The sequence below is a fragment of the Dactylosporangium sp. NPDC000521 genome, assembly GCF_042898305.1.
Taxonomy (GTDB): domain Bacteria; phylum Actinomycetota; class Actinomycetes; order Mycobacteriales; family Micromonosporaceae; genus Dactylosporangium.
On the sequence record NZ_JBIAYW010000029.1, the window covers coordinates 1 to 26,913 of the forward strand.

25 protein-coding genes are annotated in these 26,913 nt (G+C 71.2%); 5 read left to right on the forward strand and 20 right to left on the reverse strand.

What is annotated here, in order from left to right:
* Window positions 1–168 precede the first annotated feature (168 nt).
* The 4 genes from ACFY3L_RS48190 to ACFY3L_RS48205 all read left to right on the forward strand — a co-directional run bounded on the left by ACFY3L_RS48190 (window position 169) and on the right by ACFY3L_RS48205 (window position 4,217).
* Window positions 169–750, forward strand: coding sequence for a suppressor of fused domain protein (locus ACFY3L_RS48190; RefSeq protein ID WP_389340525.1), 582 nt, complete (start codon window positions 169–171; stop codon window positions 748–750).
* A 181-nt stretch (window positions 751–931) separates the two neighbouring features.
* Window positions 932–1,855: a hypothetical protein gene (locus tag ACFY3L_RS48195; RefSeq protein WP_389340527.1), complete on the forward strand. Its 924-nt coding sequence runs from the start codon at window positions 932–934 to the stop codon at window positions 1,853–1,855.
* 323 nt (window positions 1,856–2,178) lie between these two features.
* Window positions 2,179–2,622: a hypothetical protein gene (locus tag ACFY3L_RS48200; RefSeq protein WP_389340529.1), complete on the forward strand. Its 444-nt coding sequence runs from the start codon at window positions 2,179–2,181 to the stop codon at window positions 2,620–2,622.
* A 431-nt stretch (window positions 2,623–3,053) separates the two neighbouring features.
* Window positions 3,054–4,217 carry a serine hydrolase domain-containing protein gene (locus ACFY3L_RS48205; RefSeq protein WP_389340692.1) on the forward strand — a complete coding sequence of 388 codons (1,164 nt, stop codon included), beginning with the start codon at window positions 3,054–3,056 and terminating at the stop codon, window positions 4,215–4,217.
* A gap of 6 nt (window positions 4,218–4,223) precedes the next feature.
* Here ACFY3L_RS48205 and ACFY3L_RS48210 read toward each other — a convergent pair whose 3' ends face one another.
* The 8 genes from ACFY3L_RS48210 to ACFY3L_RS48245 all read right to left on the reverse strand — a co-directional run bounded on the left by ACFY3L_RS48210 (window position 4,224) and on the right by ACFY3L_RS48245 (window position 12,154).
* Entirely contained in the window at window positions 4,224–5,030 is an 807-nt protein-coding gene (locus tag ACFY3L_RS48210; protein ID WP_389340531.1) for a polysaccharide deacetylase family protein, read from the reverse strand.
* A gap of 484 nt (window positions 5,031–5,514) precedes the next feature.
* Window positions 5,515–5,676, reverse strand: a complete 162-nt coding sequence (locus ACFY3L_RS48215) for a hypothetical protein (protein ID WP_389340533.1) — start codon at window positions 5,674–5,676, stop codon at window positions 5,515–5,517.
* A 59-nt stretch (window positions 5,677–5,735) separates the two neighbouring features.
* Window positions 5,736–6,347 (reverse strand): hypothetical protein, encoded by a 612-nt coding sequence (locus ACFY3L_RS48220; RefSeq protein ID WP_389340535.1) that lies wholly within the window; start codon window positions 6,345–6,347, stop codon window positions 5,736–5,738.
* Window positions 6,337–8,043 (reverse strand): maltose alpha-D-glucosyltransferase, encoded by a 1,707-nt coding sequence (treS, locus tag ACFY3L_RS48225; protein ID WP_389340537.1) that lies wholly within the window; start codon window positions 8,041–8,043, stop codon window positions 6,337–6,339. The genes ACFY3L_RS48220 and treS overlap by 11 nt, the downstream gene beginning before the upstream one ends.
* A gap of 91 nt (window positions 8,044–8,134) precedes the next feature.
* A complete protein-coding gene (locus tag ACFY3L_RS48230) occupies window positions 8,135–9,052 on the reverse strand; it encodes a carbohydrate ABC transporter permease (protein ID WP_389340539.1) in 918 nt (305 codons plus the stop codon).
* On the reverse strand, window positions 9,049–10,314 hold the full coding sequence (locus ACFY3L_RS48235) for an ABC transporter permease subunit (RefSeq protein WP_389340541.1): 1,266 nt from the start codon (window positions 10,312–10,314) through the stop codon (window positions 9,049–9,051). The genes ACFY3L_RS48230 and ACFY3L_RS48235 overlap by 4 nt, the downstream gene beginning before the upstream one ends.
* On the reverse strand, window positions 10,314–11,675 hold the full coding sequence (locus tag ACFY3L_RS48240; RefSeq protein ID WP_389340543.1) for an ABC transporter substrate-binding protein: 1,362 nt from the start codon (window positions 11,673–11,675) through the stop codon (window positions 10,314–10,316). Before ACFY3L_RS48240 ends, ACFY3L_RS48235 begins: the two co-directional genes overlap by 1 nt.
* Window positions 11,672–12,154, reverse strand: a complete 483-nt coding sequence (locus tag ACFY3L_RS48245) for a TOBE domain-containing protein (RefSeq protein ID WP_389340545.1) — start codon at window positions 12,152–12,154, stop codon at window positions 11,672–11,674. Before ACFY3L_RS48245 ends, ACFY3L_RS48240 begins: the two co-directional genes overlap by 4 nt.
* 277 nt (window positions 12,155–12,431) lie before the next feature.
* Between ACFY3L_RS48245 and ACFY3L_RS48250 the strand changes: the two genes are divergently transcribed.
* Window positions 12,432–13,538, forward strand: coding sequence for a uroporphyrinogen-III synthase (locus ACFY3L_RS48250; RefSeq protein WP_389340547.1), 1,107 nt, complete (start codon window positions 12,432–12,434; stop codon window positions 13,536–13,538).
* A gap of 150 nt (window positions 13,539–13,688) precedes the next feature.
* Here ACFY3L_RS48250 and ACFY3L_RS48255 read toward each other — a convergent pair whose 3' ends face one another.
* From ACFY3L_RS48255 to ACFY3L_RS48310, 12 genes are read right to left on the reverse strand one after another with little or no spacing between them, the layout of a single operon-like run.
* On the reverse strand, window positions 13,689–14,369 hold the full coding sequence (locus ACFY3L_RS48255; RefSeq protein ID WP_389340549.1) for a hypothetical protein: 681 nt from the start codon (window positions 14,367–14,369) through the stop codon (window positions 13,689–13,691).
* A complete protein-coding gene (gene dmpG / locus ACFY3L_RS48260) occupies window positions 14,366–15,361 on the reverse strand; it encodes a 4-hydroxy-2-oxovalerate aldolase (protein ID WP_389340694.1) in 996 nt (331 codons plus the stop codon). The genes ACFY3L_RS48255 and dmpG overlap by 4 nt, the downstream gene beginning before the upstream one ends.
* A gap of 11 nt (window positions 15,362–15,372) precedes the next feature.
* Complete coding sequence (locus ACFY3L_RS48265; RefSeq protein WP_389340551.1) at window positions 15,373–16,305, reverse strand: acetaldehyde dehydrogenase (acetylating); 933 nt, start codon at window positions 16,303–16,305, stop codon at window positions 15,373–15,375.
* 1 nt (window position 16,306) lies between these two features.
* A complete protein-coding gene (locus ACFY3L_RS48270) occupies window positions 16,307–17,098 on the reverse strand; it encodes a 2-keto-4-pentenoate hydratase (protein ID WP_389340553.1) in 792 nt (263 codons plus the stop codon).
* The gene (locus tag ACFY3L_RS48275; protein ID WP_389340555.1) at window positions 17,095–17,943 is read right to left on the reverse strand and encodes an alpha/beta fold hydrolase; all 849 of its coding nucleotides are present in this window, start codon (window positions 17,941–17,943) and stop codon (window positions 17,095–17,097) included. Before ACFY3L_RS48275 ends, ACFY3L_RS48270 begins: the two co-directional genes overlap by 4 nt.
* A 29-nt stretch (window positions 17,944–17,972) precedes the next feature.
* Complete coding sequence (locus tag ACFY3L_RS48280) at window positions 17,973–19,187, reverse strand: ABC transporter substrate-binding protein (protein WP_389340557.1); 1,215 nt, start codon at window positions 19,185–19,187, stop codon at window positions 17,973–17,975.
* A 46-nt stretch (window positions 19,188–19,233) separates the two neighbouring features.
* The gene (locus tag ACFY3L_RS48285) at window positions 19,234–19,959 is read right to left on the reverse strand and encodes an ABC transporter ATP-binding protein (RefSeq protein ID WP_389340559.1); all 726 of its coding nucleotides are present in this window, start codon (window positions 19,957–19,959) and stop codon (window positions 19,234–19,236) included.
* Window positions 19,956–21,797: an ATP-binding cassette domain-containing protein gene (locus ACFY3L_RS48290; protein ID WP_389340561.1), complete on the reverse strand. Its 1,842-nt coding sequence runs from the start codon at window positions 21,795–21,797 to the stop codon at window positions 19,956–19,958. The genes ACFY3L_RS48285 and ACFY3L_RS48290 overlap by 4 nt, the downstream gene beginning before the upstream one ends.
* Entirely contained in the window at window positions 21,794–22,657 is an 864-nt protein-coding gene (locus tag ACFY3L_RS48295; RefSeq protein ID WP_389340563.1) for a branched-chain amino acid ABC transporter permease, read from the reverse strand. The genes ACFY3L_RS48290 and ACFY3L_RS48295 overlap by 4 nt, the downstream gene beginning before the upstream one ends.
* Window positions 22,654–23,487 carry a coniferyl-alcohol dehydrogenase gene (locus ACFY3L_RS48300; protein WP_389340565.1) on the reverse strand — a complete coding sequence of 278 codons (834 nt, stop codon included), beginning with the start codon at window positions 23,485–23,487 and terminating at the stop codon, window positions 22,654–22,656. Before ACFY3L_RS48300 ends, ACFY3L_RS48295 begins: the two co-directional genes overlap by 4 nt.
* Window positions 23,484–25,199, reverse strand: a complete 1,716-nt coding sequence (locus ACFY3L_RS48305; RefSeq protein WP_389340567.1) for an FAD-binding protein — start codon at window positions 25,197–25,199, stop codon at window positions 23,484–23,486. Before ACFY3L_RS48305 ends, ACFY3L_RS48300 begins: the two co-directional genes overlap by 4 nt.
* Window positions 25,192–26,859: a bifunctional 3-(3-hydroxy-phenyl)propionate/3-hydroxycinnamic acid hydroxylase gene (locus ACFY3L_RS48310; RefSeq protein WP_389340569.1), complete on the reverse strand. Its 1,668-nt coding sequence runs from the start codon at window positions 26,857–26,859 to the stop codon at window positions 25,192–25,194. The genes ACFY3L_RS48305 and ACFY3L_RS48310 overlap by 8 nt, the downstream gene beginning before the upstream one ends.
* Window positions 26,860–26,913 lie beyond the last annotated feature (54 nt).

Consider the following 26,913-nt stretch of genomic DNA (forward strand, 5'->3'; position numbering starts at 1 on the left):
CTCGAACAGATCACCGCCACGGCAGCGACCAGCCCTCCACCAGCACAAAGCTAAACAAAATCAAGAAACTGTCTCACTTGACTTGACAGGTTCCGACACGGACGCGTGATTCGCGTCAGATCCGGATGCCGTCGGTCGCCCCGATCGCCGACAGTAGAATCCGCAGCTGTGGCCGCTGCTCCTGTTCTGCGAGACATCTTCAACGCCTACCGCACCCATCAGGGCGAGGAAGACGACGGCTTCCTCTTCGAAGACGAGCACGCACCGATCAGCCGGCTGGACGTGCTTGTCTATCGGCCCACGCCGACGGCGAATCTGACCTCGTTCGCCACCATCGGCATGGCGGCCAATGAAATGTCGGGGACACCGGGACCAGGTGGAGGCGGCCGGGCCGAACTCCAGTTCCGGCGACGTGGGCGGCTCACGCGTTCCGACGAGGGCGCCATCGCCCGCCGGTTGGCCAATCTTGCGATACACCCGTTCGTTACGAGCACGCAACTGAACTGGGGGCACATGATCGGTCTGGGCGAGGACTTCCCAACCTTTCCGGGGTGCCGAGCGGTTTTCCTTGCCGGGCCCCTGAGCGCTGATGGTCTGGATTATGTCCGCACCAGCGTGGGCGCTGTTCGCGTCATCAACGTCGTACCGATAACGGACACGGAACGTGAACGAGGAAGAAACCTGCCACCCGTCGAGTTCGCCCAATCGCTCCTGGAGCATGTCGACATCTTCGCCGAACGTTCGCAGTAGCTGAATCACGCCGTACTCGTGATGACGGCGCGCGCTCATCGGCAGTTCAGCGCGCCGGTCGCCGCGCAACCTCATCACGCGGCGTGACGGATGCGGTCAACTCGCGGTCACCCTCGGCGACAGATGAGGATGGCGGCACTGGGCGCTCGACACCCGTCCCCGGTCAGGCGAAGATCGCTCTGTGGTGATCTCCGCAGGGCGTGATGTGATCCGACGGATCGTATTGGACTACGGATTCTGGGACGGCTATCTCGACCGGCCCTGGGAGGACTTCGATGATGATCCACCCGAACTCGAGACGGAGCTCGTGCTGCTGACTGCTGGTGCGATGTCGTTGGAGGTTCGGATGCTGCAGAACCCGAACCTGATGACACTCTTCCTCCGTCAGGGCGATGAACTGCTGCCCGAACTTGGCTACGACGACGACTGCTCCCAGTTTCTGCCGTGGACCTTCCGATGGCTCGAGCTGGAATACATTGCCCGGCTGGCCGCCCTGCGCGACGTACAGGTGCGACACCCGGGTCCGTTGCTCGCGCTGCTATCGCGCTTCACGCCGCTGACCACCGACGAGGAGGTCCGCGCTGCACGGCCCATGCTCGCTGTCGCGCTGGACCTGCTCACTGAAGGGCCACCGTTGCCGGACCCGCGGTTCGGCCCCACCTTGCCGGAGCGCCTGGCCTATCAGCTCGACCACTGGGATTGTCGTGAAAGGGGATCTGGGTACCGATGGACGTCCAGCACCGAGGGCTGGGCACTGACAGAAGCCGAGGACGACGGTTGGGGCCCGCCCACCATCCGAAGCCCAGGCAGTGGCCACTTTCCGTTCCCGCAGTGGAGGACGTTCATGAACGACGTCGTGGCCGCCTACCACGCGACCGTCAACCCCAACTGGCGATCGGTGCCCGCGCTACGAACCAGCATGTCCACTGGGGACGATCCAGATCTGACGGAACTGGCTGATCAGCTCTCAACCGCCGGATGCGACCACCCAGTCGTCCTGCGGGCCCTTCGTGACCCTATCGGCCCGCTCGAGACCACCTGGGTTCTCGAACTGCTCCACGGCGAGGAACCGGGTTCACGCCTCCGGAACCGTCTCGTCGGATAGGGCACGGCCACGCACACTCATCGGCAGACAGGAAGCGCCGCCGGAGCGCGTCGCTCGCTGTGACGACAAAGGCGCCGGCACTGCGCGAGACCAGCGGCATAGCGCACGTGATCAAGCGCCCTGTCGCCAACCGGCAGTGTTTTCAGCCACGGTTCAACCGCGGGCTGCGACGCCTCGACCACGAGCCCGATCCAGTACGGCATCCCGTTCTACTCGAAGCTCGAGGTAACCGTGCACCTGCTGGACGGCACGTCGTTCAGCGGCATTTCCAACACGGGCACGACCCGTCTGAGCTGAGCGGTCCGGCCGTTACAGTGACCGGCATGCGGTTCCTCATGGCCATCATGGTCGCGGCGGTCGTTCTGTTGTCGGGTGTGGCCTGCGGCGGCGACCCGGGCACCCCCGCGTCCAGCGCCGCCGCCCGGACCGGCGGCTCCCCAGGACCGGAGTGCCGCGGCCTCAAGGACACCGCCGAGCTGTACCTGCCTGCCTTCATCGAGGCCGACGGCAAGGCCCTCGCCGCCATCAAGCGGGGCGACACCACCGCCGCCGCGGCGGCGGTCGCGGAGCAGGACGGCTTGGCGAAGGAGTGGGCGAAGCAGCTGCGCCCGCTGACCGCCACCGTTTCCGACCCGGACCTCAAGGAGGCCCTGACCCGGCTCGTCGCCGCACTGGAGCAGTTCTCCGCCGCTCGCGGCACGCCCAAGACCGGGGTGGTCGACGCCGCCGGCGTCGCGAAGACCGCCCTGGACAAGGCCTGCGCCTGACCGGAAGGGCTCTGCTGCGTCGGGCGCAGCGTCCGTCCAGCCCAGGATGAAGCGGCGCTCGCGCAGGTACCCGGTCAGCCATTCCCGCACGTCGGACTCGTCGCGCCGGGACGGCGTCGCGCGGTCGACACCGGCGGGCACCTCACGGGCGACCTCGCGCGAACCAGATGGCCGCGATGCGCAGCGTCGGGTCCTCGCCGCCGAACTCGGGCTCGCCGATCGTCCGGACGAGCTACCGCACTCCCGGTGCGAGCGCCGCAGCAGCCTGGCCATGCGGAGGAACCCTTGCAGCGGCCCGCACGTGCGTTCGCACCCGGAGGTACAGCGTGCACCACCACGGCCGGGCAGGCTGCTGGATCGATGTGCGTCGTTCGCGGCCATAGCGTCGTGGATGTACTCATCACAGACATCGAGGAGGACGCATGTCCAGCATGACGCGCCGTACAGTACTCGTGGCGGCAGGGACCTCGGCCGTGCTCGCCGTGGGCACCGCGCCTGCCGCGCCCGCCGCTTTCGCCGGTCCCGAGGCCCGCCGGGCCGACGCGGTCCAGCAGCGGCTCGACCAGCTCGTGCGCGAGGACGGGTTCCCCGGCGCGCTCGCCTCCGTCCGGGGCGCCGACGGGCGGGTCCGTGACTACACCGCGGGCGTCGGCGACCTGCGTACCGGGCGGCCGGTGCCGCGCAACGGGCACGTCCGCATCGGCAGCAACACCAAGACGTTCACCGCCGTCGTCGTGCTGCAGCTGGCCGGTGAGGGCCGCATCGACCTCGACGCCACCGTCGAGCGTTACCTGCCCGGTGTGGTGCGCGGCAACGGTAACGACGGGTCGAGGATCACCGTGCGGCAGCTGCTGCAGCAGACCAGCGGGCTGCCCGACTACGACGACGTCCTGTTCACCCGGCCCGAGGACCTCGTCGGCCTGGCGCACGCCTACTTCGAGCCGCGCCGGCTCGTCGACGCGGCGCTCACCAAGCCGCCGCAGTTCGCGCCGGGCAGCCGGTGGCAGTACAGCAACACCAACTACGTCCTCGCCGGTCTCATCGTCGAGGAGGTGACGCGGCGCCCCGTCGGTGAGGAGATCACCCGGCGGATCATCGAACCGCTCGGGCTCCGCGACACCTCCTGGCCCGGCCTCGGGGAGCAGCGGCTGCCGGACCCGCATCCGCACGGGTACGTCGCCACCGCGCCCGGCGCCGCGTGGGTCGACGTCACGCAGATGGACCCGTCGCTGGGCTGGTCCGCCGGGCAGCTGATCTCGACGCCGGCGGATCTGCGCACGTTCTTCTCGGCGCTGCTCGACGGCAGGCTGCTCAGGCCCGCCGAGCAGGCGGCGATGCTGCGCACCGTGGCGGCGCCGGGCTTCGAGCCGGCCGGCGACTGGCAGTACGGCCTCGGCATCGCCCGGCACCCGCTGCCCTGCGGCGGCGACGGCTGGGGGCACGGCGGCGACATCCAGGGGTTCGAGACCCGCAACCTCGCCACGACCGACGGCCGCAGCGTGGTCGTCACCGTGACCGCCCTGCCGACCACCGAGCAGATGGTCACCGACGTGGCGGGCAGCGTGGACGCCGCGCTCTGTGCGATCGGGCGATAGGGCTCGTCAGGGCCGGCGGGCGGCGTCGTCCTGGCCGATGGCGAGCAGCTCCGACACCGTCACGAGGCGGAAGCCCCGCGCCCGCAGGCCGGCGAACATCTCGCCGAGGTGGCGCAGCGCCACCAGCCGGCGCGGCTGGCCGACGTCGTGCGCCAGGACGATCGACCCTGGCTGCACGGCGTCGACGATGGCTCGGACCTGACCCTGCGGGTCGCGGCGGTAGCGCCGCTCGTCCATCTGGTGCGACCACAGCACCAGCCGGTAGCCGAGTTTGTCGGCGGCGAGGACGGTGGATCCGCCGAGGTGGCCGTAGGGCGGCCGCAGCAGCGTGGGCGCGCGCCCGGTCACCTCGCGGATCGCGTCGTCGCCGCGGCGCACCTCGTCGACGGCGTGGCGCAGGTCGAGCGTGGCGAGGTCCGGATGTGACCACGTGTGGTTGCCGATCTCGTGCCGGTCCAGCCGCCCCTGTACGACGTCCGCGTGCCGCCGGAGATTGCGCCCCACCATGAAGAACGTCGCCGGCACCTGCCACTCGTCGAGGGCGTCGAGCACCATGGGCGTCCACTTCGGCGCCGGCCCGTCGTCGAATGTGAACGCGACGACCGGCTCGTCGGTGCGCACGTGGTACGTGATGGTGGTGCTCGGCGACTGCGCGTCGGCCAGCACATCGGCGGCCGACGCGTACCCACCGCTCAGCGGCGGGTGGTCCAGCCCGAACGCGCGCCGGGCGAGCGGACCGCCCGCCGCACCGGCCAGCACCCCGCCCGCGGCCAGCCCCGCCCCCGCCAGGAATCGTCGTCGCGACAGCGCCATCCTGCTCCCCCGTCAGTCCCCTGGCGGCATCGTGCCACGCGGGCACCCGACGGGGCGTCCTCCCAACGACCGGTTTGGTTCACCGGCACCGTCAGGGGTTACCCCGAGCTCTCCGTCATGGGCATCCCCGAGCCGGGACCTCAGCCGTTCTCTGCAGGTAGGCCCCGGCGACCTGGTGCAGGCGCGTCCTGTCGAAGCCGTGTCCGCGGCCGGGGTGGATGCTGGTCACCGGCGTCTCCGGCGCGCTCGGCGGATCGATCTTCGATCGGCTTGCGACCCAGACGCCCGCCGCCGCCGTCGCCGGTAGCAGCTCAGGCGATGGCACAGCCGTGCGCCAGGTCGATTTCGATGCTCCGTCCACTCTCGCATCCGCGTTCGCCGGCGTCCACGTGCTGGTCCTCGTTTCGGCAGGCACCACCGACGACACCCTCATGACGGGCCGGCACGGCCATGACCCTCGGCAGCCTCGCCGTGCTCTACGTGCTCAACCGATCGCGGCGCGGTCACACCAGCGCCTAGAGTGCACGGCGCCGGGCTCCGCCAGCGCCAGCCCCAGGTCGGCGGGGTGGCGGACCGGGTCGGCGCGGGCCAGTTGCCGGCACCGCGCGACCCGTGCCTCCACGGCCGCCAGCCGCTGCGTCAGCATCAGTCCTCCCCGCTGACCAATTCCTCGACCGCCTCCATCGCGTCGGTGGCCGGCACCGTTCAGGACGCGGCCCGTGTGGTGGAGCGCAGCGTCACCGCGCCGCGACCGCCGACGGACAGGATCTGCCGGCCCCGTCCCGTGTGTGCCTCGCAGGCGACGCCGAGGACCTGCGCGGAGCGCATCAGCAGCCGCAGCGACCGGCCGTCCGGGGCTCGCAGCCGCAGTCCCGCCCGTGAGTGCCGGGGCGCCGCGGTCAGCAGCGCGGACCGCCAGACCGCCACTGCACGCGCGCGCAGCCGGGCCTCGTCTGCGGCCCCGTCACCGAGCAGCAGCTCCGCGGTCCGGGTCCACTCGTCCTGCAGACGGCCCAGCACGTCGCTGGGTTCAGGCGCGGTGACGTCCACGACGAACGTCTCGAACCGGCGGCGGATGCCCGCCTCGAGGCGGCCCGTCCAGCAGTCGGCCTCGGGCACGGCCCGCATCACCTCGGCGAACCGGGCCGCGGCGTACTCCGCCTCGAACTCGACCCGCAGTGGCGGGCCGGCCCACGCGGCGGCGACCACCTCCCATTCGGTGCGCCGCCGCGCGGCCGTCGCGTGGCGCAGCGGCGCCGTCCCGGCGAGCAGCAGCAGGCTCGCCTCGAAGAGGTCGGCGTCGTGCTCATCGAGCACGGTCACCACCCCGGTTCCGGCCTGGCGGGATGATGCGGAACCAGTAGGAGCCGTAGCCGGGCAGGGTGAGCAGGTACGGGCGCCGGCCGATGCCCGGGAACACCGTGTCGCCGGTCAGCTCCACCGGCACGTGGCCGTGGAACAGGTCACCGAGCGGCAGCTGCACCGGCTGGGGATGCTTCGACAGGTTGTGGACGCACAAGAGCACCTCGTCCTGGTACCGGCGCAGAAACGCGAGCACAGCACCGTTGGAGCCGTTGAGCTCGGTGAAGTCGCCCAAGGCGAACGCGGTGTGCCGCTTGCGGATCGCCAGCATCTTGCGGGTCCAGTGCAGCAGCGACGCCGGCTCCTCCATTTGCCGCTCGACGTTGACGGATTGGTATCCGTATACCCAGCCGTTGTTCATCGGCAGGTACAGCCGGCTCGGGTCACTGCGGGAGAAGCCGCCGTTGCGGTCGACGTTCCACTGCATGGGGGTCCGCACGCCGTCGCGGTCGCCGAGGTAGACGTTGTCGCCCATCCCGATCTCGTCGCCGTAGTAGATGACCGGCGAGCCCGGCAGCGACAGCAGCAGTGACGTGAACAGCTCGATCTGGTTGCGGTCGTTGCCGAGCATCGGGGCGAGCCGGCGGCGGATACCGAGGTTCAGCCGCATCCGTGGGTCGTGGGCGTATTCGCTGTACAGGTAGTCGCGCTCCTCGTCGGTGACCATCTCCAGCGTCAGCTCGTCGTGGTTGCGCAGGAACGTGCCCCACTGGCAGTTCGCGGGGATCGCCGGAGTCTGCGCGAGGATCTCCGAGATCGGCACCCGCGACTCGCGGCGCACGGCCATGAAGATGCGGGGCATCAGCGGAAAGTGGAACGCCATGTGGCACTCGTCGCCGACGGCGGCATCGCCGAAGTACTCCACCAGGTCCGTCGGCCACAGGTTCGCCTCGGCGAGCAGGACCGTGCCCGGGTACTCGTCGTCGACGATCTTCCGGATGCGCTTGAGATACTCGTGCGTCTCGGGCAGACCGGCGCACTCGGTGCCCTCGCGGGCGAACAGGTAGGGCGCCGCGTCGAGCCGGAACCCGTCGATGCCGAGGTCGAGCCAGAAGCGCACGACGTCGAGCATGGTGTCGGCGACGACGGGGTTGTCGTAGTTGAGGTCCGGCTGGTGGTGGAAGAAGCGGTGGAAGTAGAACTGCTGCCGCACCGGGTCGAACGTCCAGTTCGACGTCTCGGTGTCGGCGAAGATGACCCGGGCGTCGGGGTAGCCGGTGTCGTCGTCGCGCCAGACGTAGAAGTCGCCGTAGGGACCGGACGCGTCGCGCCGGGACTCCTGGAACCACTGGTGTGCGTCGGAGGTGTGGTTGAGCACGAGGTCGGTGATGACCCGGATACCCCGGGCGTGCGCCTCGTCGAGCAGGCTCACGAAGTCCTCGATGGTGCCGTACTCGGGGCTGATCCTGGTGTAGTCGCTGATGTCGTAGCCGCCGTCGCGGCGTGGTGATTCGTAGAACGGCGGCAGCCAGATGCAGTCGATGCCGAGCCACTGCAGGTAGTCCAGCTTGGACACCAGCCCGAGCAGATCGCCGCAGCCGTCGTCGTTGGAGTCAAAGCAGGCCTGGGTGAGGACCTCGTAGAACACGGCCCGCTGGAACCAGTCGGGCTGGACCGGTAAGCGCCGGGCGGTACGGGTGGATTGGTGCATCGTCGTTCCCGTCTTGCGTGGGGTAGGGGCCGCCGCACGGCCGGCCGGTCGACGTCGACCGGCCGCCGCGGGCGGGGAAACAGGGGTGTCGCTACCGGGGTGAGCCGGCCAGTGCGCTCCGGGTGAAAGACTTCTGGAACAGGAAGAAGACCAGCAGCGGCACGGCCATCGAGACGAACGCGCCGGGAGCGATGACGTCCACATTGGACGGGAAGGAGCGCATCTGTTCCTGCAGTGCGAGGGTGATCGGCGCGTTGTCCGACCGGGCGAAGACCAGCGCGACGATGAGGTCGTTCCACACCCACACGAACTCGAACGCCGCCAGCGACGCCAGCGCCGGCTTCGCCAGCGGCAGCACGACTCGGCGCAGGATGGTGAGCTCGGTGCCGCCGTCGATGCGGGCGGCCTCGATGAGATCCGGCGGGATGGCAAGGTAGAAGTTGCGCAGGAGCAGCACCGCGAACGGCAGCCCGAACGCGACGTGGAAGGCGACGACCGCCGGGATGGTGCCGGCGACACCGACCGCGTCGAACAGCCGCCCGGCGGGGATGAGCGCCGTCTGCACGGGGACGGCGACGAGCCCGGCGACGGTGAGCACGACGGCGTGCCGGCCCCGGAACGCCAGCCACGCGAGCGGGTATGCGGCGACGGCGCCGATCGCCACGACCAGCAGGGTCGCTGGCACGGAGATCAGCACGGTGTTCCACAGGGCGTGGGTCAGCCGGCCGTCGGCCACGAGGCCGCGGTAGTTGCGCAGGGTGAGCTGGGTGGGCTCGGTCAGCACCGTCCACCAGCCGGCACCGCTGTTGGCGGCTGGGCCGCGCAGGCTGACCACGGCGAGGCCGACGGTGGGGACCAGCCACCACAGCCCGACCACGAACAGGGTGACCTGAGCGGCGGTCAGGGCGAACCGGCGCGCGGCCCGGGCGGCGCGGCTCGGTACGGGCGGAGGTGGCTCGGTCCCAGCCGGCAACAGCTCCGGGGCCTCGACGGCGGCGAACAGGCTCATGGTTCGCTCCGGCGCAGCCGGTGGACGTTGTACAGCATGCCGGGCAGCACCAGGACGAGCAGCAGCACGCCGAGGGCGCTGCCGCGGCCGACGTGGTCGAAGGACGACCGCCACATCTCCAGCGCGACGACCGACGCCGATCCCTGCGCGGACTCGGGTGCGAGCACCAGGACGAGGTCGAACACCTTGAGGACGTTGATGGTCAGGGTGACGAGGATGACCACGACGACGGGCCGCATCATGGGGACGGTGACGCGGCGCAGGATCTGCCACTCCCCCGCGCCGTCGGTGCGGGCGGCCTCGAGGGTCTCCTTCGGGATGCCGGCGAAGCCCGCGGTGATCAGGACCATCGCGAACCCGGCCCAGATCCACACGTACGCGCCGATGAGCGCCGGGGTGACCAGCGCCGGGCCGAGCCAGGTCAGGCCCGCGAAGGGGGCGGTGAAGTTGTCCGCGGCGAGCCGCACGACGTAGCCGCCGCCGCGCAGCTGCGGGACGCTGAACGTGCCGTCGGCGGCGGTGCGGGTCCGGGCGACGACGACGCCGTCGCGGATCACGTCGACCGCGACGTCCGGCAGCCCGCGTTCGCCGGTGTCGACCGCGCCGGGGTGGCCGCCGACTGCGGTGAAGTCGGACCAGACCACGCCGTGCACCCCGGTGCCGCCGCCGGTGCCGGCCTGCCGGGCGTGCGTCGGCAGTTGCCGTGGCGCCAGACCGACCAGCGGCAGCAGCACGGTCTGACCGGCGGTTACGGTGTCGGCGGTCTGCAGTGCCCCGCCCGCCGGCATCAGCGCCCGTTCGTCGCGCGGGCGGGCGCCGTGGTACGGCGACGGTGGCCGGACCGCGTCGTGGGCGGTGACAACAGCGGCGTTGAGGGCTCCGCGGTCGGGGCTTTCGTCGTACACGAGCCGGAACGCCACGCCGGCGGAGACCAGTGAGATCGCCATCGGCATGAACAGGACGACCTGGATCACGGTGGTCCGGCGGACACGCTGGGCGAGGAACGCGACCAGCAGCCCGACCGCGAGGACCAGGTTCGGCGCCACGACGATCCAGATGGCGTTGTTGAGCAGCGCCCGGCGGATCTGCGGGGTGGTCAGGATGTCGGCGTAGTTGGCGGCGCCGACGGCGGTGCGGCCGCCAGCGTCGTGGAAGCTCAGCCACAGCGTCTGCCCGATCGGGTAGACGAGCAGCATGGCGACGATGGCGGCGGCGGGTGCCAGGAACCACGCCGCGGTCGAGAACTTGGCGGTGCGTCCCATCACGGCGCCCCGTACGCCTTCGCCGCGGCGTCCTCGAGCCGGGCCGCGACCACGGCCGGGTCGCTGCCCGGTGCGGCGAGGTACGCCTGCAGCAGTCGCCACATGGACGCGCCGTTGCCGCCGCCGAAGCTGCGCGGTGTCATGTCGGACAGGTCGAAGCGCAGCGTCTCCGCCCGCAGCAGGGTCTCCGCGAGCGCCAGGGTGGTCGCGTCGGGGTAGACCGCTGTGTCCAGGTTCTGGTTCACCGACAGGAACCCGCCCCGCTCAGCCATGATCGCCGCCGCCTCCGGTGTCGCCAGGTACGCCATGAGCTCCATCGTCACCGGCCGGCTGGTGAACGCCACAGCGGCGTCTCCCCCGGCGATGACCGTGCCGCCGGTGCCGGCGACCGACGGCCACGCGAAGTGCCGGGCGTCGCGGCCGACCTGGTAGACGCCGAGCTTGGCGATCTCGGTGGCGACGAAGTCCGCCTCGTAGAGCATCGCCGAGGTCGGCTTCGCGCCGAACACGTCCGCGACCGACCGGGTGAACGTCGTCTGCAGCGCGCCCTTGGGCCCGCCCTGCAGGAACTGCGGCGCCGCCCAGTAGCGGCCCATGGTTCGCAGCGCCTCCACCACGGTCGGGTCCGTCCACGGCAGTTGATGCACGGCCAGCTGGTCGTACCGTTGCGGCCCGGCGAGCTGCAGGTAGACGTTCTCGAACCAGTCGGTGAGCGGCCAGCCGTCGGCGCCCGGAACCGTCATCGCCGCCGTGCCGGAGTCGACGAGGGTCTGCGAGACGGCGGTGAGCTCGTCGAACGTCGAGGGCGGCTCGACCCCGGCGGCGGCGAACGCGTCGGCGCGGTACCAGATGACCGACTTGTTCGCGGCCTTGAACGGCACGCCGTAGAGCTGCCCGCCGACGGTGCCGAACTGCTGCCACTGCGGTGAGAAGTTGGCCCGGACCGCGGCGGCGACCGTGCCCGAGGCGGGTTTCGCCGCACCGGTCGCGGCGTACTGGGCGAGCACCCCGGGCTGCGGAATCATCACGACGTCCGGCGGACTGCCGCCGGCGAGCCGGGACGACACCAGCACGCTGAGGTCACTGCCGCCGGAGGTGTACCGCACCCGCGCGCCGGTCTGCTCGCCGAACGCCCGCAGGACCCGTTCGAAGTTCGCCTGCTCGGCGCCGGTCCAGCTGCCCGCGACCTCGACCGACTCCCCGCTGTAGCGGCCCGAGGCGGCGTCCGCGTCGGCCGTGCAGCCAGCCGCCAGCAGCAGGGCGCAGCACAGCCAGACGGCGGTGCCGCGCCACGACCTGGGCGTCGTCGCCGTTGTCTCAGCCAGTCGCCGTCGGCGGCGAGCACCCGCCGCCGTTGTCACCGTAGGTCACCGTCGGCGGCGAACACCCGCAGGTGGCGGAGGTCGACGGCAAGCATGACCGCGTCGCCGGCCTCGGCGGTGCAGCCCAGCTCCACCCGCGCCGCCAGCCTCGGTGCCGGCTGCCAGCCGGGCGCGTCGGCCACCTCGACGTCCAGGAGCAGCGCCGCCCCGTCGCCCCGGACGCCGCGGACAGTGCCGTGCAGCACCGACGCCGTCGGCCCCGCGCTCGGCGGTAGCCCGGCCGAAGCGTCGTGCAGGTGCTCGGGCCGGATCGCGACGAGCACGCGCCGGCCGAGGTGCTGCTGCAGGTGCCGCTGGTCGAGGTACCGCCGCAGCCCTGGCACCGGCATCTGCTGGCCGCATACGTCGAGGGTGAGGCTGCCGCCGCGATCGACGAGCACGGCGGGGATCAGGTTCGCCGGCCGCTGCGCGGCAGCGTCAGGGTCGGCGTCCCGGATCAGCAGCGTGTTGTGGCCCATCCGCACCCTTCCTGGTTGCGTACCCGGCGTGTCCCTGCGAGTGTTCGCCTCCGACGACGGCGCGCACCAGGGTTCGCCGCCGCGTGTAACCCTTCTGCAAAGCGCCTCACAAGATCACTATCGACCCGCCCGGCGCCCGTCCGACCGAGCCGACCTGGACGGATGGCGCGCCCTGATGATCGGCATCCGGCCTGATGTTGCCAAGCAGTGACCTACCAGCGGGTCGCGGCATACGATCCGGACCCGGCCCCGCCCCGGTCCCGGAAAGGAGGTGCAGGTGCAGCACGCGGCGGACCCGTTGCAGCTCGCCGGCTTCACCATCGCCGTGATCAGCCACCGGCGCCGGCACCGCCTCGCCGACCTCCTGGAAAGCCACGGCGCCCGGATCGTCTCCGTCCAAGGCGTCCGGGCCGTCCCACAACCAGACCGCGACGCCGTCGCCCGCGCCACCAGCGACGGCCTCACCGGGCCGGTCCACGACGTCCTCGCCACCTCCGCCGCCGGAACACGCGCCTGGCTACAGGCAGCCCCCGGCCCACAGCGCCTGCTCGAGACGCTGCGCGCCGCCCGCCTCCTCGCCGCCGACGCCCGCACCGCCGACACCCTGCGCGGCTACGGACTGCGCGACCTGCTGTCCACCGCCGCCGGGTCCGCCGACGAACTCTTCCGCTACCTGCTGACCCACGCCCCCACCGGCCGGCGCATCATGGCACAACTCGACGCGCCGACGCAGGCGGAGGCGTGCCAGGCACTGCGAGACCAGGGCGCCGACGTCATCGAAGTACCCACATACCGCACCGAACCACCCAACGACGTCGTCGGCCTGCGCCGCGTCGTAGAGCTCATCACCCGCCGCCAGCTCGATGCCGTCGCCTGGCTCGACCCGCTCTCCACCGGCCACGTCCTGCGCTTCGCCGCCGACCACGGCCGGCTCCCCGCACTCACCGAACAACTCGACGCCCACATCGTCACCGTCAGCCGGGGGCCCCTCGCGGCCGGGGTGCTCCGCGCGCACGACATCACGCCGGCAGTGCCACCGCTGCCGTTCGACGAGGAGACCGCCATGATGCTGGCCAGGTCGGTCCTCGACCGGGCCGTGCACGCCACCATCGGCACCTCCACCCTGGAGGTTCGCGGCCACGCCGCCCTCCTCGACGGCCGGCTCTACCCCATCCAGCAGGGGCCGGTCGACATCCTGCGCGCCCTCGCGCGGGCGCCGGGCGCGGTGCTGTCCAGCGCCGACCTCCGCCAGCAGGTCCCCGGCCTCGCCCACGTCGACGACCACGCCATCGAAATGGCAGTGTCACGGCTTCGCCGAGCCATGCCCGGCGTCGAACTCGTCCATACCGTGATCAGACGCGGATACCGCCTCGCCATCTACTGACCTTCCGATCGCCAACTGCGGACAGGCTCGCCGAACGACCCGGGCGGGCGCGGCGCCGGCCAACTGCTGCGAGCCGCAGATGTGGCCATGTACGACCGCAAGCGCGCGACCAGGGCGACCGCGGGCGACGTGTCGTGACCGTGCTGCCGGTCAGGCCGACGGGTCGCGGGCGTCCTTGAGGATCACCTCGTCGGTGACGACGGTGGCCGTGACGGTGAACAGGTGCGACCCGATCCGCTGCAGCGTCTCGGACGTCGCACACGCCACCGCAGGGGCAAGAGCATCGAACCAAAGCTCTTCCGAGCCGTCGACGTTCAGGCCCCAGCCGTCCGGCCGCTCCGGCACGACCGCGACGTTCTGCGCATAGCTCAGCATCGCCGGCCACGCCTCGATCATCCGCGCCCCGTGCAGTCCCCTCCATGCGCGTACGAAATCCCCGGCCGCGACCGACGCTCGCCGCTTCAGGAACCGCACCACCTTGAACGGACCGGTGCCGGCGCCGAACACCACATGGTGCGAGCCGATGAACGAGCAGTCGGCGATGAGCGAATCGAAGACCTGCACCTCGTCCTGCCGCATGATGCGGTGGTATCCGGCGGCGGCGCGGTTGGCGTGGCGAGCGGCGAGCGAGACGTACTCGGCGCTCGCGACACCATCGTGCGGCACAGGGTCGGCGTCGTGCAGCACCTCGCACTGGATGTAGCGCCGCACCGTCGCCGACTCCGGCCGGGGCTCGGCCAGCCGCCAGTGCCGGCGCCATCGCGGCACCCACGCCGCATGCGTCCACTGTGGATGGCGCCGGGCGAGGTAGTTGATGCGGTACACGGTCATCCGCGGCTGAGCTCCAGGGCGATGTCGACGAGCATGTCCTCCTGCCCGCCGACCAGCTTGCGGCGGCCCGCCTCGATGAGGAGCGCCCGAGGGTCGAGGCCCGCCGCGGCCGCGGCGATCTCGGCGTGCCGCAGGAAGCTCGAGTAGACGCCGGCGAAACCGAGGGTCAGCGTCTCCCGGTCGACCCGCACCGGGCGGTCCTGCAGTGGCCGCACCAGGTCGTCGGCGGCGTCCTCGAGGGCCATCAGGTCACAGCCCGGGTCCCATCCCCGCAGCTGAGCGACGGCGACGAACGGCTCGATGGGACAGTTCCCGGCGCCGGCGCCCTGCCCGGCCAGCGAGACGTCGACCCGGTAGACGCCCTCCTCGACGGCGGCGAGCGAGTTCGCGACCGACAGCGACAGGTTCTCGTGGGCGTGGATGCCGACCTGCGTGTCCTCGCCGAGGATGTCGCGGTACGCCCGCACCCGCAGCCGCACGTCCTCGGTCGTCAGCCGGCCGGCGGAGTCGGTGATGTAGACGCAGTGCGCGCCGTAGGACTCCATCAGCCGGGCCTGGGCGGCGAGGTCGGCGGGCGGCAGCATGTGGCTCATCATGAGGAAGCCCGAGACGTCCATGCCCAGGTCCCGTGCGGCCGCGATGTGCTGGGCGGCGACGTCCGCCTCGGTGCAGTGGGTGGCGACCCGCACCGAGGTGACGCCGCGGGCGTGTGCCTCGCGCAGGTCGGCGATGGTGCCCACGCCGGGCAGCAGCAGCGTGGTGATCGTCGCCCGTTTCGCCGCACTGACCGCGGCGTCGATCCACTCCCAGTCGGTGTTGCTGGCCGGGCCGTAGGTGAGGCTGGAGCCGGCCAGCCCGTCGCCGTGGGTGACCTCGATGGCGGCGACACCCGCGGCGTCGAGGGCCGCGACGATGGCGCCGACCTTCTCGGGGCTGATGCGGTGCCGGATGGCGTGCATGCCGTCGCGAAGGGTGACGTCCTGGATGTACATCTGCGGGCCGGTCACGCCGCCACCTCCGATGCGGTCGCGATGCGCTCGGCGACGCGGATCGCCGCGGAGGTCATGATGTCGAGATTGCCGGCGTAGGCGGGAAGGTAGTGGGCGGCGCCCTCGACCTCGAGGAACACGGTCACCTTCCACCGGACCTCTGGCCCGTCGCCGGTCAGCAGCGTCCGGACCTCGTCGGGGTCGACGGGGGTGAACTGCACCCGTTGCTTGAGCCGGTATCCCGGCACGTAGCCGGCGACATCGGCGACCATCCCCTCGATCGACGCGCGCACCTGCTCGTGGTCGGCGTCGCCGATGAGGCACAGGACGGTGTCCCGCATGATCAGCGGCGGCTCGGCCGGGTTGAGGATGATGATCGCCTTGCCGCGGCGGGCGCCGCCGACTGCTTCCAGTGCGTGCGCCGTGGTCTCGGTGAACTCGTCGATGTTGGCCCTGGTGCCCGGGCCGGCCGACTTCGAGGCGACGGTCGCGACGATCTCCGCGTAGGCGACCGGGGTGACGCGTGAGACGGCGGCGACGATCGGTACCGTCGCCTGTCCGCCGCACGTGACCATGTTGATGTTCGGGGCGGCCAGGTGCTCGTCGAGGTTGACGGGCGGGATCACGAACGGCCCGAGGGCGGCCGGTGTCAGGTCGACGATCCGCCGCTGATACGGCGCCAGGGCCGCCGCGTTCGCGACGTGCGCGGCAGCGCTGGTCGCGTCCATCACGATGCCGACCTGTTCGAACTCGGGCATCCTCAGGAGCCCTTCGACACCGTCGGCGGTGGTGGCGACGCCCATGCGCCGCGCGCGGGCCAGGCCGTCGGACGCCGGGTCGATGCCGACCATGGCGGCGACTTCCAGGGGCCCGCCGGCCCGCTTGATCTTGATCATCAGGTCGGTGCCGATGTTTCCCGAGCCGATGATCGCCACGTGGTGGGGCATGTCAGCCTTCCTTGGAGAATGTTGCGGACACCGTGCCGAGCGGGCCGATCTCGGCCTCGATCCGGTCGCCGTCGCCGACGGGAACCATGGGCCCGAGCGCACCGGAGAGCACGATGTCGCCGCGGCGCAGCGGCGCCTCCAGCGTGATGGCGGTGCGGGCCAGCCACACGAGTGCGTTGAGCGGGTCGCCGAGGCAGGCGCGGCCGGTGCCGTCACTCGCCACGTCGCCGTTGTGCAGCATCCGCATCCGCACGTCTGCGGGCGTGAACTCGGCCAGTGTCAACGCCTGGTCGCCGAGGACGAAGACACCGCTGGAGGCGTTGTCCGCGACGGTGTCGGTGATGCCGATGCGCCAGTCGGCGACGCGGCTGTCGACGATCTCGACCGCGGCGACCGCATGGTCCACCGCGGCCCGGACCGCTTCGGCGTCCGCTTCGACGATGTCAGCGCCGAGGACGAACGCGATCTCGGCTTCCGCCCTCGGTTGCAGCAGGAGCCGCAGCGGGACGACGGCGCCGGTCTGGAAGCGCATGTCGTCGAAGAGCACCCCGAAGTCGGGCCGGTCGACGCCGACCTGGCGTTGGACCGCTTCGGACGTGAGGCCGATCTTCCGCCCGACGATCCGCGCGCCGCGGGCGATGCGGCGGGCGGTGAGCACGGACTGCACCGCGTACGCGGCGTCGATGTCGGTGGCGCCGATCAGGTCGGCGACGGGCGGGCAGGGCACGCCTTGTGCGGCGGCCCGGTCGAGCCGGTCGGCGGCGGCCTCGATGACCGCATCGGTGACGGTCATGCGGGCACCGACAGATGGTCAAGGACGATCGCGTCGAACGCTTCGGGCTGCTCCCACTGCGGCCAGTGCCCGGCCTTGTCGATCATTGCGAACGTGCCGCGCGGGATGCGCCCGGCAATGTCGATGCCCGCGGCCGCCGGACCTGACGGGTCGTCGCTGGTCCAGATCACCACGGTCGGCGCCTCGACCGCACCGAGCTCCTCGGCCGTGACCAGGTTCCGCTGCCGGATCTCGGGGTCCTGCAGGCACAGCAGATGCCGCATCGACGTGGCGAACCCGGGCTGGGCATAGATCGCCTGCCGGATCGCCACGAGCTCCTCGGTGACCGACGTGGGGTCCGCCATGAGCCAGGCCAGGCGTGCCTGGATGCGCTCGGGGCTCGGGTCGTCCGCGGCCGCCTGGCTGAGGGACCGGATCCGCTCCATCACCTCCGGGATCGCCATCGTGCCTCCGGGTGTGTTCAGCACCAACCGGTCCACCCGCTCCGGGTGGGCCGCGGCGAACTTGACCGCGACCCACCCGCCCAGCGACTCACCGCCGAGATGCGCGCGGTCGATGCCGAGGGTGTCGAGCAGGCCGAGCAGGTGCGTCGTGTAGTCGGCGATCTCGAGGTCGCGGGTGGTAAGGGTGGTGCGTCCGTGGCCGGGGAAGTCGTAGGCGATCACCCGGAAGCGTTCGGCGAGCGCCGGCACGTTGCGTGCGTACGCCTCCAGGTGACCGCCCGTGCCGTGCATGAGGACGAGCGGGTCACCCGTCCCGGCCTCCAGCACGCGCGTCGACCACGCACCGACCTGGACGGTGTGGACGCGGAAGGCGGTCGTGGCAAGGTCGGTCCAGAGTGTCATTGCTGTCCTTTCTCAGAGCAGGCGAGCAGCTACTTGTTCACCTGGTACTGGCCGTTGACCTGAGCGACGGACGGGATGAACGGGAAGTCGTCCGGTGTCGGGGTCGGCGTGTGCTTGTCCTTCGTGTACGTGTACTGCTTCTCGGTGAGCCAGTAGCCGTCGGCGACCTTGAGGTTGTAGATGGACTCGACCAGCGACGTGGGTAGGTCCTTGAGCGCGCCGTCCACCGATGCCGCCGCCGCGATCAGCCGCAGCTGGTCCCAGGCCAGTGACGGGGTCGACAGGCTGTTCTGGATCGGCTGGCCGCCGGAGTACCGGGCGAGGAAGTCCTTGAAGACCGGCGACTGCTGCGCCTCGGGCACGGCGACCTCGACCTTGAACACGAGGATCTCGAGGTTCTTGTTGGCCTCCGGGGAGCCGTACTTGAACGGGCCGCCCGCGGTGAGCGACATGCCGCTGCCGGCGATCGTCGGGATGTTCACCGCACCGGTCTGGACGCGGGCCTGCAGCAGCCGGGTCGCCGCGTCGCCGGTGGTGTCGATGTAGGCGACGTCGGGGTTGGCGTCGAGCATCCGCCGGTAGGAGACCGACAGGTCGATGTCGGTCGGCACGAACTCGAAGTTCTTCACCTCGATGCCGCTGCCCTCAAGCTGGGCTTTGACCGCCGACACGACGCCCTTGCCGTACTCGTCCTGGGAGACGAGCAGGCCGAGGCGCTTGGCGCCCTTGGACTCCAGGTGCTTGCGCAGGCCGGTCAGCTGGGCGGCGCTGTTGGGCACGCTCTGGAAGTGGTACGGGTACTTCTGCGGGTCGTTGAGCAGCGGGCTGGCGCCGAACGCGACGGATGTGATCTTGCTGCGGGTGAGCAGCGGCACCATGGCGAGCGCTTCGGCGCTGGTGCCGCTGGGGATCACGACGTCGGGCAGGTTGTTGCCGGACAGCTCCTCCTGCAGGAGGCTGACCGCGCGGCGCGCGTCACCCTGCGAGTCCTTGATCTTGATCACAACGTTGCGGCCTTTGATGCCGCCGCCCTCATTGATCGACTTCGCGGCCGCGTCGAGCGCCTTGGTGGTCGCTGCGACCGTCGTCGCCGAAGGGCCGGTGACGCCGCCGATGAACAGCACGTCGAAGTCCTCTTTGCCGCCGCTGCCGCTCCCGGCGTCGTCGCTGCAGCCCGAGGCGAGCAGGACGACCGCGGTTGCGGCGGCCAGGAGCGTGCGAAATCGTGTTCCGGGTAACTTCACGGCGTTGCCTCTTTCGTCCGGATGGGGTGTCGGGGGGTGTGGGGTGTCACGAGAGCTCGCTCTCCTCGGCCATGTAGGCGCGGCGGATCGCTTCGCGCAGGCCGGTGTCGGTTGCTTGACCTGAGTGGACGGTGCGGCCGAGGTTGAGGACCACGACCCGGTCGGCCGCGGCGAGTGCGAACTCGACCGCCTGCTCCACCAGCAGGACGGCGAGCCCGCGCGTGCGCAGGTCGCGGATGACGTCGAGCACCTGCCCGACGATCGCGGGTGCGAGGCCCGCGGACGGCTCGTCGAGCAGCAGGACCCGGGGGTCGGCGATCAGTGCCTGGGCGATGGCCAGCATCTGCTGCTGGCCGCCGCTGAGCTGCGCGGCCCGCAGTTTGCGCCGCTCGGCGAGCAGTGGGAACCGCTCGTACATCTCCCCCATGAGCTCGCGCCCCCGCGCGGTGCTCCTGGCCGCGTACGTGCCCAGGAGCAGGTTCTCCTCGACCGTGCGGGACCGGAAGATGCGCTTGCCCTCCTGGACGTAGGCGATGCCGGCCCGGGCCCGGCGGTAGGCGGGCATGGCGGCGAGGTCGACGCCGTCGAGCGTGGCGCGGCCCGACGTGATCCTGTTCAGGCCGGCGACGGCCCGCAGGGTCGTGGTCTTGCCGGCGCCGTTGCGACCCAGCAGCGCGGTGACGCTGCCGGCGTCGACGCTGAGGGTGGCGTCGGTGACGACGCGCAGGTCGCCGTAGCCGCAGGCGATGGCCTGCACTTCCAACGTGCTCACGCCTGGCCCGCCTTCTCGCCGGTACGTTCGGCCGTCACCCGGGTGCCGGTGATGTCGCCGCCCGCGCCCAGGTAGGTCCGCACGACCGTGGGGTCGGCGGCGATCTGCGCCGGGGTGCCGGTCGCGATGACCTGCCCTTCGGCCAGGACCACGATGCTGTCGGCGACGGCTTTGACGAGTGAGAAGTTGTGTTCGACGAGCACGACCGTGACACCGGCGGCCCGCATCTTCGTCAGGACCAGCACCAGGCCCTGGATGTCCTCCTCGTCGAGCCCGGACGCGACCTCGTCGAGCAGCACGAGCGCGCTGCCGCCGGCGATCGCCCGGCCGAGCTCCAGCAGCCGGCGGGTGCCGAGCGCGAGCTCCGCGGCCGGCAGGTCGGCGTACCGGTCCAGTCCGAGCGCCCGCATGATCTCGCGGCTGCCGCGGCGCTCCTCGGCGAGTGCCTTCCAATGCCTGGGCAGCCGCAGCGCGGTCGCCAGCAGGGACACCGGGTGGCTGCCGAGCCGGCCGGTGACGATGGTGTCGGCGACGGTCAGGCCCTGCGGGATCAGCGGGGTCTGGAACGTCCGGCCGACGCCGCGCCGGGCGACCCGGTGTGCGGGGAGGCCGGAGATGACCTTGTCCCCGAGCGTGACCGTGCCCGTGTCGGCGCTGTAGTAGCCGGAGATCAGGTTCATGATCGTGGTCTTGCCCGAGCCGTTGGGCCCGACGAGTGCCGTGATCCGGCCCGGGAGGGCGTCGAACGAGACACCGTCGACGGCGAGGTTGCCGCCGAACCGTTTGGTCACGCCCCGCACCGCCAGGGGCTGGCCGTCGACCGAGGGCAGGTCCACCGTCGTGTCGCGGGCCGGGTGCGGGTCGGCGGTCGCCGGCTCGCGGCGCCGGTGCGCCCTGAGCCGGCCCACGAGCCTGGTGGTGACGCCGGCGAGCCCGTTGCGCAGCAGCAGCCCGCCGATGATGAGGAAGACGCCGTACGCGACAAGGGCGTACTTGTCGAACACGGTCACCCGCAGTGGCCCGATCTGCATGATCGCCGCGCCGATGACCGCCCCGTAGACGCTCGTCGGCCCGCCGAGGATGCCGGCGGCCAGGATGATGATCGACAGTTCGAGGCCGAAGGTCAGTGGCGACAGGTAGGCGTCGACGTAGGCGGCGAAACAGCCGGCGATCCCGGCGGGGACGGCGCCGATCGCGTACGCGACGATCTTGGTGCCGTGCGGTGAGGTGCCGACGGCGGCGGCGAGGATCGGGCTCTGCTTGAGCACGAGCAGCGACGCGCCGTGCCGGGACACCACGATGTTGCGGAAGATGACGAACCACAGCGCGGTGACGGCGATGACGACGACGTAGAACGCCGGGCCGTCGAGGTCGATGCCGAAGACCGCCGGGGCGGGGATGCCGATCATCCCCTCGTAGCCGCCGAGCCGGTCACCGAACGCGGCGACGACCGACGGGATGAGCAGCACGACGAAGAACGAGGTGATGGCGAGGGTCCAGCCACCGAGGCGCAGCCCGGGCAGCCCGGTGACCACGCCCACGAGCACGGCGACGAGGATCGAGGCCGCCATCGCGACGAGCAGGTCGTTGATCACCGCGGTGGCGAGGTAGCCGGTGGCGTAGGCGCCGGCCGCGTAGATCGGGACCTGCGCGAGTGCCAGTTCGCCGGCGTACCCGAGGGTGAGGTTGAGGCCGCTGACGACGAGGGCGAGGATCGCCACGAGGGTGACGAGCCGTAGTGTCGCGCCGCTCGCGCCGAGCCAGGGCAGGGCGATGAGCAGCCCGACCGTAACGGCCCACGCGCCGGCCAGGGGGCGCAGTGCCGTGCCCTGGGTCATACCGCTCTCACCTTCCGATCGCCGAAGAGTCCTTGCGGGAGCGCCAGCAGCACGACCGCGAACACGCCGAAGACGACGACGTCGCGGTAGAGCGGCCCGATGTACCGGGCGCCGAACGCTTCGATGAGGCCGATGCCGAAGGCCGCGACGAGCACTCCGCGGTGGCTGCCGACGCCACCGAGCACCAGCACGACGAAGCCTTTGACGGCCAGTACCAACGCCAGTGAGGTCGCGGCGAAGGTCTTGGCGACCAGCAGCGGCCCGAGCAGGCCACCGGCGGCCGAGGCCACCGCGAAGCCCCACATCGACAGGCCGCCGACGTCGATGCCGCGCAGCTGCGCCGCCTCGCGGTCGTCGGTCTGGGCCAGTGCCGCCAGACCGACCCTGGTGCGATGGGTGACCAGGTGCAGCCCGATCGCGAGGACGATGGCGGCCGCGACGATGATCAGGTCGAGCGGTTGGGCCCGGCCGCCGAGCAGCACGACGGTCTGCTCCGGTCCGAAGAACGGCACGCGCAACGCGTCGGTGCCGAAGGTGACGGCGATGACCCCGGTGATGACGGTGGCGACGCCGATCATGGTGACCAACTCGGCGCTGCCGGACGTGTTGCGCAGCGGCCGGATCGCGAACCGTTCCTCGATCACCCCGACCGCACCGGCGATGACGAAGGCGATCAGGAACACCAGCACCGTCGGCAGTCCGCCGATGCTGTGCGCCCAGTAGGCGACGAACATCCCGGCGACCATGAGGTTGGCGTGGGCGAAGTTGAGCACGCCGGAGGCGAGGTAGGTCACGTTGTAGCCGAGGGCGACCATCGCGTAGATCGCGCCCGTGGTCAGTCCAGCGATGATCTCGGTCATGGTCGGTCTCCTGACGGTGCGGCGGTGCCGACGCTTCCGGTGCGGTGCGGCAGCTGACCGGTGGCGACGCCGGCCAGGTATCCGCCGTCGGTCCAGATCACCTGCCCGCTGACGTAGCTGGCGTCGTCGCTGTTGAGGAACGCCAGGACGCTGGCCTGCTCGTCGGGCTCGGCGACGCGGCCGAGCGGCTTCGGGATGGCGTCGAGGAACGCCTCGCCGCGGGCCGCCCGGGACGCTTCCAGGATCGGGGTCGCGGTCAGCCCCGGCGCCACGCAGTTGATCCGGATGCCCCCGGCGGCGAGCGCGACGGCGCGGGTCATCGTGTACCAGACGATCGCGTCCTTGGACACGGCGTAGCCGGTGCCGATGTCGGCCGCGTGGTCCCGGCACCAGCGGGTCGCCTCCGCCCGGTCCTGGGTGGCGAGCAGCCCCGCGACCAGCTCGCGCCGGTCCAGGTAGTGGGAGGCGGCGACCGACGCGGTGTTCACCACCGCGGCGCCGGGCTCCATCCGTTCCAGCAGCGCCTCGGTCAGTTCCCGGGTGCCGACGAAGTTGACTCCGACGATCGTGGCCGGGTCGAGGGCACCGGACAGGCCGGCGACGTTGAACAGGGCGTCGACGGGGCCGTCGATCTCCCCGACCGCGGCGCCGATCGAGGCGGAGTCGGCGAGGTCGACGTCGACGAACCGGGTGACCGGCGCGGCCGTGGGGGCCCGGTCGAGGCCGGTCACCCGTGCGCCGCGGCGGTGCAGCAGGTGCACGAGGCGCTCACCGATGCCTGACGCGCAGCCGGTGACCACGACGCTGCGTCCGGCGTATCCAGAGCTCATCCGGTCACCCCGTGCGCCGCGATGTCGTTGGCCGCGACGTACGCGAACGTCATCGCCGGGCCGAGGGTGGCACCCGCGCCCGCGTAGCTTCGCCCCATGAGGCTCGCCGCGACGTTGCCGGTGGCGTACAGGCCGGCGATGGCCGTGCCGTCGGCACCCAGTGCGCGGGCCCGCTCATCGGTGCGGACGCCCCCGTTGGTGCCCAGGTCGGACAGGATCAGCGCGAAGGCGTAATACGGGCCGTCGCCGAGGGGTCGCAGGTTGGGCACGGGCAGGCTGATGTCGCTGTAGTAGCGGTCGTACACGCTGTCCCCTCGGTGGAAGTCGTCGTCCCGGCCCGCCCTGGCGAGCGTGTTGTAGCGCTCGGTGGTGCGCCGGAGCCGGTCGGCCGGCACACCCATCCGCTCGGCGAGCTCGTCGATGCTGCGGCCGGTCACCACCGCACCCGAGGCAAGCCACGAGCTGGGCAGCTTCCGTCCGGTCGGGACCGGCGCGAACGGAATTCGGGGCAGTGGAAGGTGCCCGAAGACGACGTAGCGCCGCCAGCACCAGTCGTCGGTGATGAGCCAGGACGGGATGTGCCGGACGCCGGCGGCCTCACCGGCGATCATCGCGTGGCCGAAGTCCTCGTAGGGTGCGGCCTCGTTGATGTACCGGTCGCCGGCGCCGTTGACGATGAACTGCGCCGGCATCATCCGCTCGTTGAGGCTGAACTGCACCCGCCCGCCGCCCCAGTGGACCGCCGGATACCACCAGGCGTTGTCCATCAGCTCGGTGTCCGCGCCGGCCGCTTGCGCCGCGACGATGCCGTCGCCGGTGTTGGCGGTCGCGCCGAGGCTCAGGGTGTGCTCGGCGAAGGGCTGGTGCCTGCGGCGCAGCGCCGGGTCGTGCTCGAACCCGCCGGAGGCCAGGATGACGCCGCCCCGGGCCCGGATCCGCCGCGTCGTCCCACGGTGACGGACCTCGGCACCGACGACCCGCCCGGCGTCGTCGGTGATCAGCGACGTCATCGGCGCGTCGAGCCAGAGGTCGAGCCGCCTTTCCCGGAACGCGAGCATCAATCGGGCCATCAGCGCCTGGCCCATGGTCACGACCCGTTCACCGGTCAACCGCGCCCGCACCATCCGCCAGAGCAACCGGAGGAAGACGCGTTTGCCCTTCCACGTCTGCCGCAGCCGGTAGAAGTCGACAAGCTCGTTGGGTCCGATCCAGAAGCCGCTCGGGGCGACGGCGTGCGGCGGCAACAGGAGCGCGGCGTCCGTGCCGAGCTTGCGCAGGTCGATCGGCGGGATGTTGATGACGCTGCCGTCGGTGGAGCCGCCGGGCGCCTCGGGGTAGTAGTCGGGGTAGCCGGGCTTCCAGACGAACTGGAGGTGCTCGCTGGTGCCTTCCAGGAAGGTGAGCATGTCCGCGGCGTGCTCCAGATACGCCCGCAGCCGGGCCTCGCTCACGGCGCCTGCGGTGATGTGCCGCAGGTAGGTCAGGGTCTCGTCGCGGTCCAGGTGGACGCCGGCCCGCGTCTGCGCCGGGGCGCCCGGCACCCACAGCCCGCCGCCGGACAGCGCGCTGGAGCCGCCGAACCGGTCGGCCTTCTCGACCACCAGTGTCGACAGGCCGCGGGCGTCGGCGGTGAGCGCCGCGGTCAGCCCGCCGGCGCCCGAGCCGACGACGAGGACGTCGACCGTGTGGTCGTATCCGTTGCGGTCAGCCATGACCGGTCACCTCCACCGTGGCCCGGCGCGGCCCGCTGAAGGCCAGCGCGGTTGCGAGCTTGCGTGACACGTCCGACGCCTCCTGCGCGATCGACACGGCGGCCACGCAGCGGTCGGGGCGCAGGAACACCACCGACTCGGTGTGCCCGTCGAACCACGTCTTCAGGCGGCCGAGGTCGCCGACGACGAGGACCTCCGGCGGGAACGCGGTGCGGCCGAGCTGTTCCTTCGGCACGATCGCGACCAGCCTGGCGCCGAGTCCGCGCCACATGTCGAGCGCCTCCTCGTCGAGGATGGCCGTGGGGTCGTTGTTCCAGCACAGCACCGCGAACCAGGTGCCGAGGGCGTCGTCGAGCAAGACGGTGCCGTCGACGGTGTCGACCTGCGGCTGGATGAACAGCCGGCCGACCGGCGACTGCGGGCTCTTCGCGGGGACGATCGCGCCACGTTCGTACCGCGGCATGGGCTTGAACCGCATCTCGACGATGTAGCGCTTGAGCGACGGCAGCAGCGACGCCGCGCCGGCGATGCGGTCGCGCAGCCAGGCGAGGGGGCGGCTGCGGATCGAGATGATGCGCCCGACCGTGGTCGACAGGTCGATCATCGCCTTGGCGTGTCCCCGGCGTTCGGCGTCGTAGGTGCCGAGCAGGTCCTCGTCGCAGAGCCCGGCCACGACCGCGGCCAGCTTCCAGCCGAGGTTCATCGCGTCGCGGATGCCGCTGTTGTACCCCTGCCCCTGCCAGACGGGCATGAGGTGGGCGGCGTCGCCGGCGATCAGGACGCGGCCCTTGCGGAAGGTGCCGGCGATGCGTGAGTGATGCGTGTAGACGCGGTGCCGGATGATGTGCGCCTCGGCCGGTCGGGGGATGAACGGCGCGAGGAGCCGGTGCAGGAACTCGGGGCGCTCGACCTGTTCGTCGGTCTCGTCCGCCATCACCATGAACTCGAAGCGGCGGATGCCGTGTGCGATCGAGATCGACGCGAAGGGGCGGGACGGGTCGGCGCCCACGTAGCTGTTCGGCGAGCCGAGCGGGTCGTTGCCGATGTCGACGACGACCCAGCGCGTCGAGGAGGTGGTGCCGTCGAAGGTCGTGCCGAGCAGCTGCCTGGTGCTGCTGCGGCCGCCGTCGCAGCCGACGAGGTACGCCGCGCGCACCTCGCGCACGGCGCCGGTGTGCTCCTGGAGCCGCACGGTGACCGCGTCGGCACCGGCTTCGTAGGACTCCATCCGCACCTGCCAGGCGGTCTCGACCGACGCGTACCGCCCGAGACCGGCGAGCAGTTCGGCGTCTACGAGCGGCTGGACGAAGCCGCTGCGCTTGGGCCAGCCGAAGTCCCTGCCGCTCGGTGCGATCTCGGCGAGGAGCCGTCCCTTGCCGTTGACGAAGCGCAGAATCTGGTTGGGGATGGTGTGCCGCTGGACCTGCGCGACGAGACCGATCGACTGGAACGTCCGCAGGGATTCATCGTCGATCCCGACCCCGCGGGGGTAGTCGATCAGGGTGGCCCGCTCGTCGACCACGAGCACCTTGACGCCTCTCGCGCCGAGGATGTTCGCCAGCGTCAGCCCGACGGGGCCGGCACCGACAACGACGACGTCGACGCTGCCGCCGGAGGAATCCAGCGGCTGCGTCACGGCGGGGGTCTCAACGTCGCGCATGCTCACCTCGTGTATCTATCGCACATGCTGTTGCGATAGTCGAACGTTAACGAG

What these genes read in the sequence shown, in the direction of transcription:
- ACFY3L_RS48300 (WP_389340565.1), bottom strand. Translation starts at nt 23,487, where the DNA reads ATGAGCTCTGGATACGCCGGACGCAGCGTCGTGGTCACCGGCTGCGCG.
- ACFY3L_RS48270 (WP_389340553.1), bottom strand. Translation starts at nt 17,098, where the DNA reads ATGACCGTCACCGATGCGGTCATCGAGGCCGCCGCCGACCGGCTCGAC.
- ACFY3L_RS48210 (WP_389340531.1), bottom strand. Translation starts at nt 5,030, where the DNA reads ATGGCGCTGTCGCGACGACGATTCCTGGCGGGGGCGGGGCTGGCCGCG.
- ACFY3L_RS48290 (WP_389340561.1), bottom strand. Translation starts at nt 21,797, where the DNA reads ATGACCCAGGGCACGGCACTGCGCCCCCTGGCCGGCGCGTGGGCCGTT.
- ACFY3L_RS48245 (WP_389340545.1), bottom strand. Translation starts at nt 12,154, where the DNA reads ATGGGCCACAACACGCTGCTGATCCGGGACGCCGACCCTGACGCTGCC.
- ACFY3L_RS48310 (WP_389340569.1), bottom strand. Translation starts at nt 26,859, where the DNA reads ATGCGCGACGTTGAGACCCCCGCCGTGACGCAGCCGCTGGATTCCTCC.
- ACFY3L_RS48205 (WP_389340692.1), top strand. Translation starts at nt 3,054, where the DNA reads ATGACGCGCCGTACAGTACTCGTGGCGGCAGGGACCTCGGCCGTGCTC.
- ACFY3L_RS48295 (WP_389340563.1), bottom strand. Translation starts at nt 22,657, where the DNA reads ATGACCGAGATCATCGCTGGACTGACCACGGGCGCGATCTACGCGATG.
- ACFY3L_RS48265 (WP_389340551.1), bottom strand. Translation starts at nt 16,305, where the DNA reads ATGCCCCACCACGTGGCGATCATCGGCTCGGGAAACATCGGCACCGAC.
- ACFY3L_RS48305 (WP_389340567.1), bottom strand. Translation starts at nt 25,199, where the DNA reads ATGGCTGACCGCAACGGATACGACCACACGGTCGACGTCCTCGTCGTC.
- ACFY3L_RS48275 (WP_389340555.1), bottom strand. Translation starts at nt 17,943, where the DNA reads ATGACACTCTGGACCGACCTTGCCACGACCGCCTTCCGCGTCCACACC.
- ACFY3L_RS48255 (WP_389340549.1), bottom strand. Translation starts at nt 14,369, where the DNA reads ATGACCGTGTACCGCATCAACTACCTCGCCCGGCGCCATCCACAGTGG.
- ACFY3L_RS48215 (WP_389340533.1), bottom strand. Translation starts at nt 5,676, where the DNA reads ATGCTGACGCAGCGGCTGGCGGCCGTGGAGGCACGGGTCGCGCGGTGC.
- ACFY3L_RS48235 (WP_389340541.1), bottom strand. Translation starts at nt 10,314, where the DNA reads ATGGGACGCACCGCCAAGTTCTCGACCGCGGCGTGGTTCCTGGCACCC.
- dmpG (WP_389340694.1), bottom strand. Translation starts at nt 15,361, where the DNA reads ATGTACATCCAGGACGTCACCCTTCGCGACGGCATGCACGCCATCCGG.
- ACFY3L_RS48200 (WP_389340529.1), top strand. Translation starts at nt 2,179, where the DNA reads ATGCGGTTCCTCATGGCCATCATGGTCGCGGCGGTCGTTCTGTTGTCG.
- treS (WP_389340537.1), bottom strand. Translation starts at nt 8,043, where the DNA reads ATGCACCAATCCACCCGTACCGCCCGGCGCTTACCGGTCCAGCCCGAC.
- ACFY3L_RS48230 (WP_389340539.1), bottom strand. Translation starts at nt 9,052, where the DNA reads ATGAGCCTGTTCGCCGCCGTCGAGGCCCCGGAGCTGTTGCCGGCTGGG.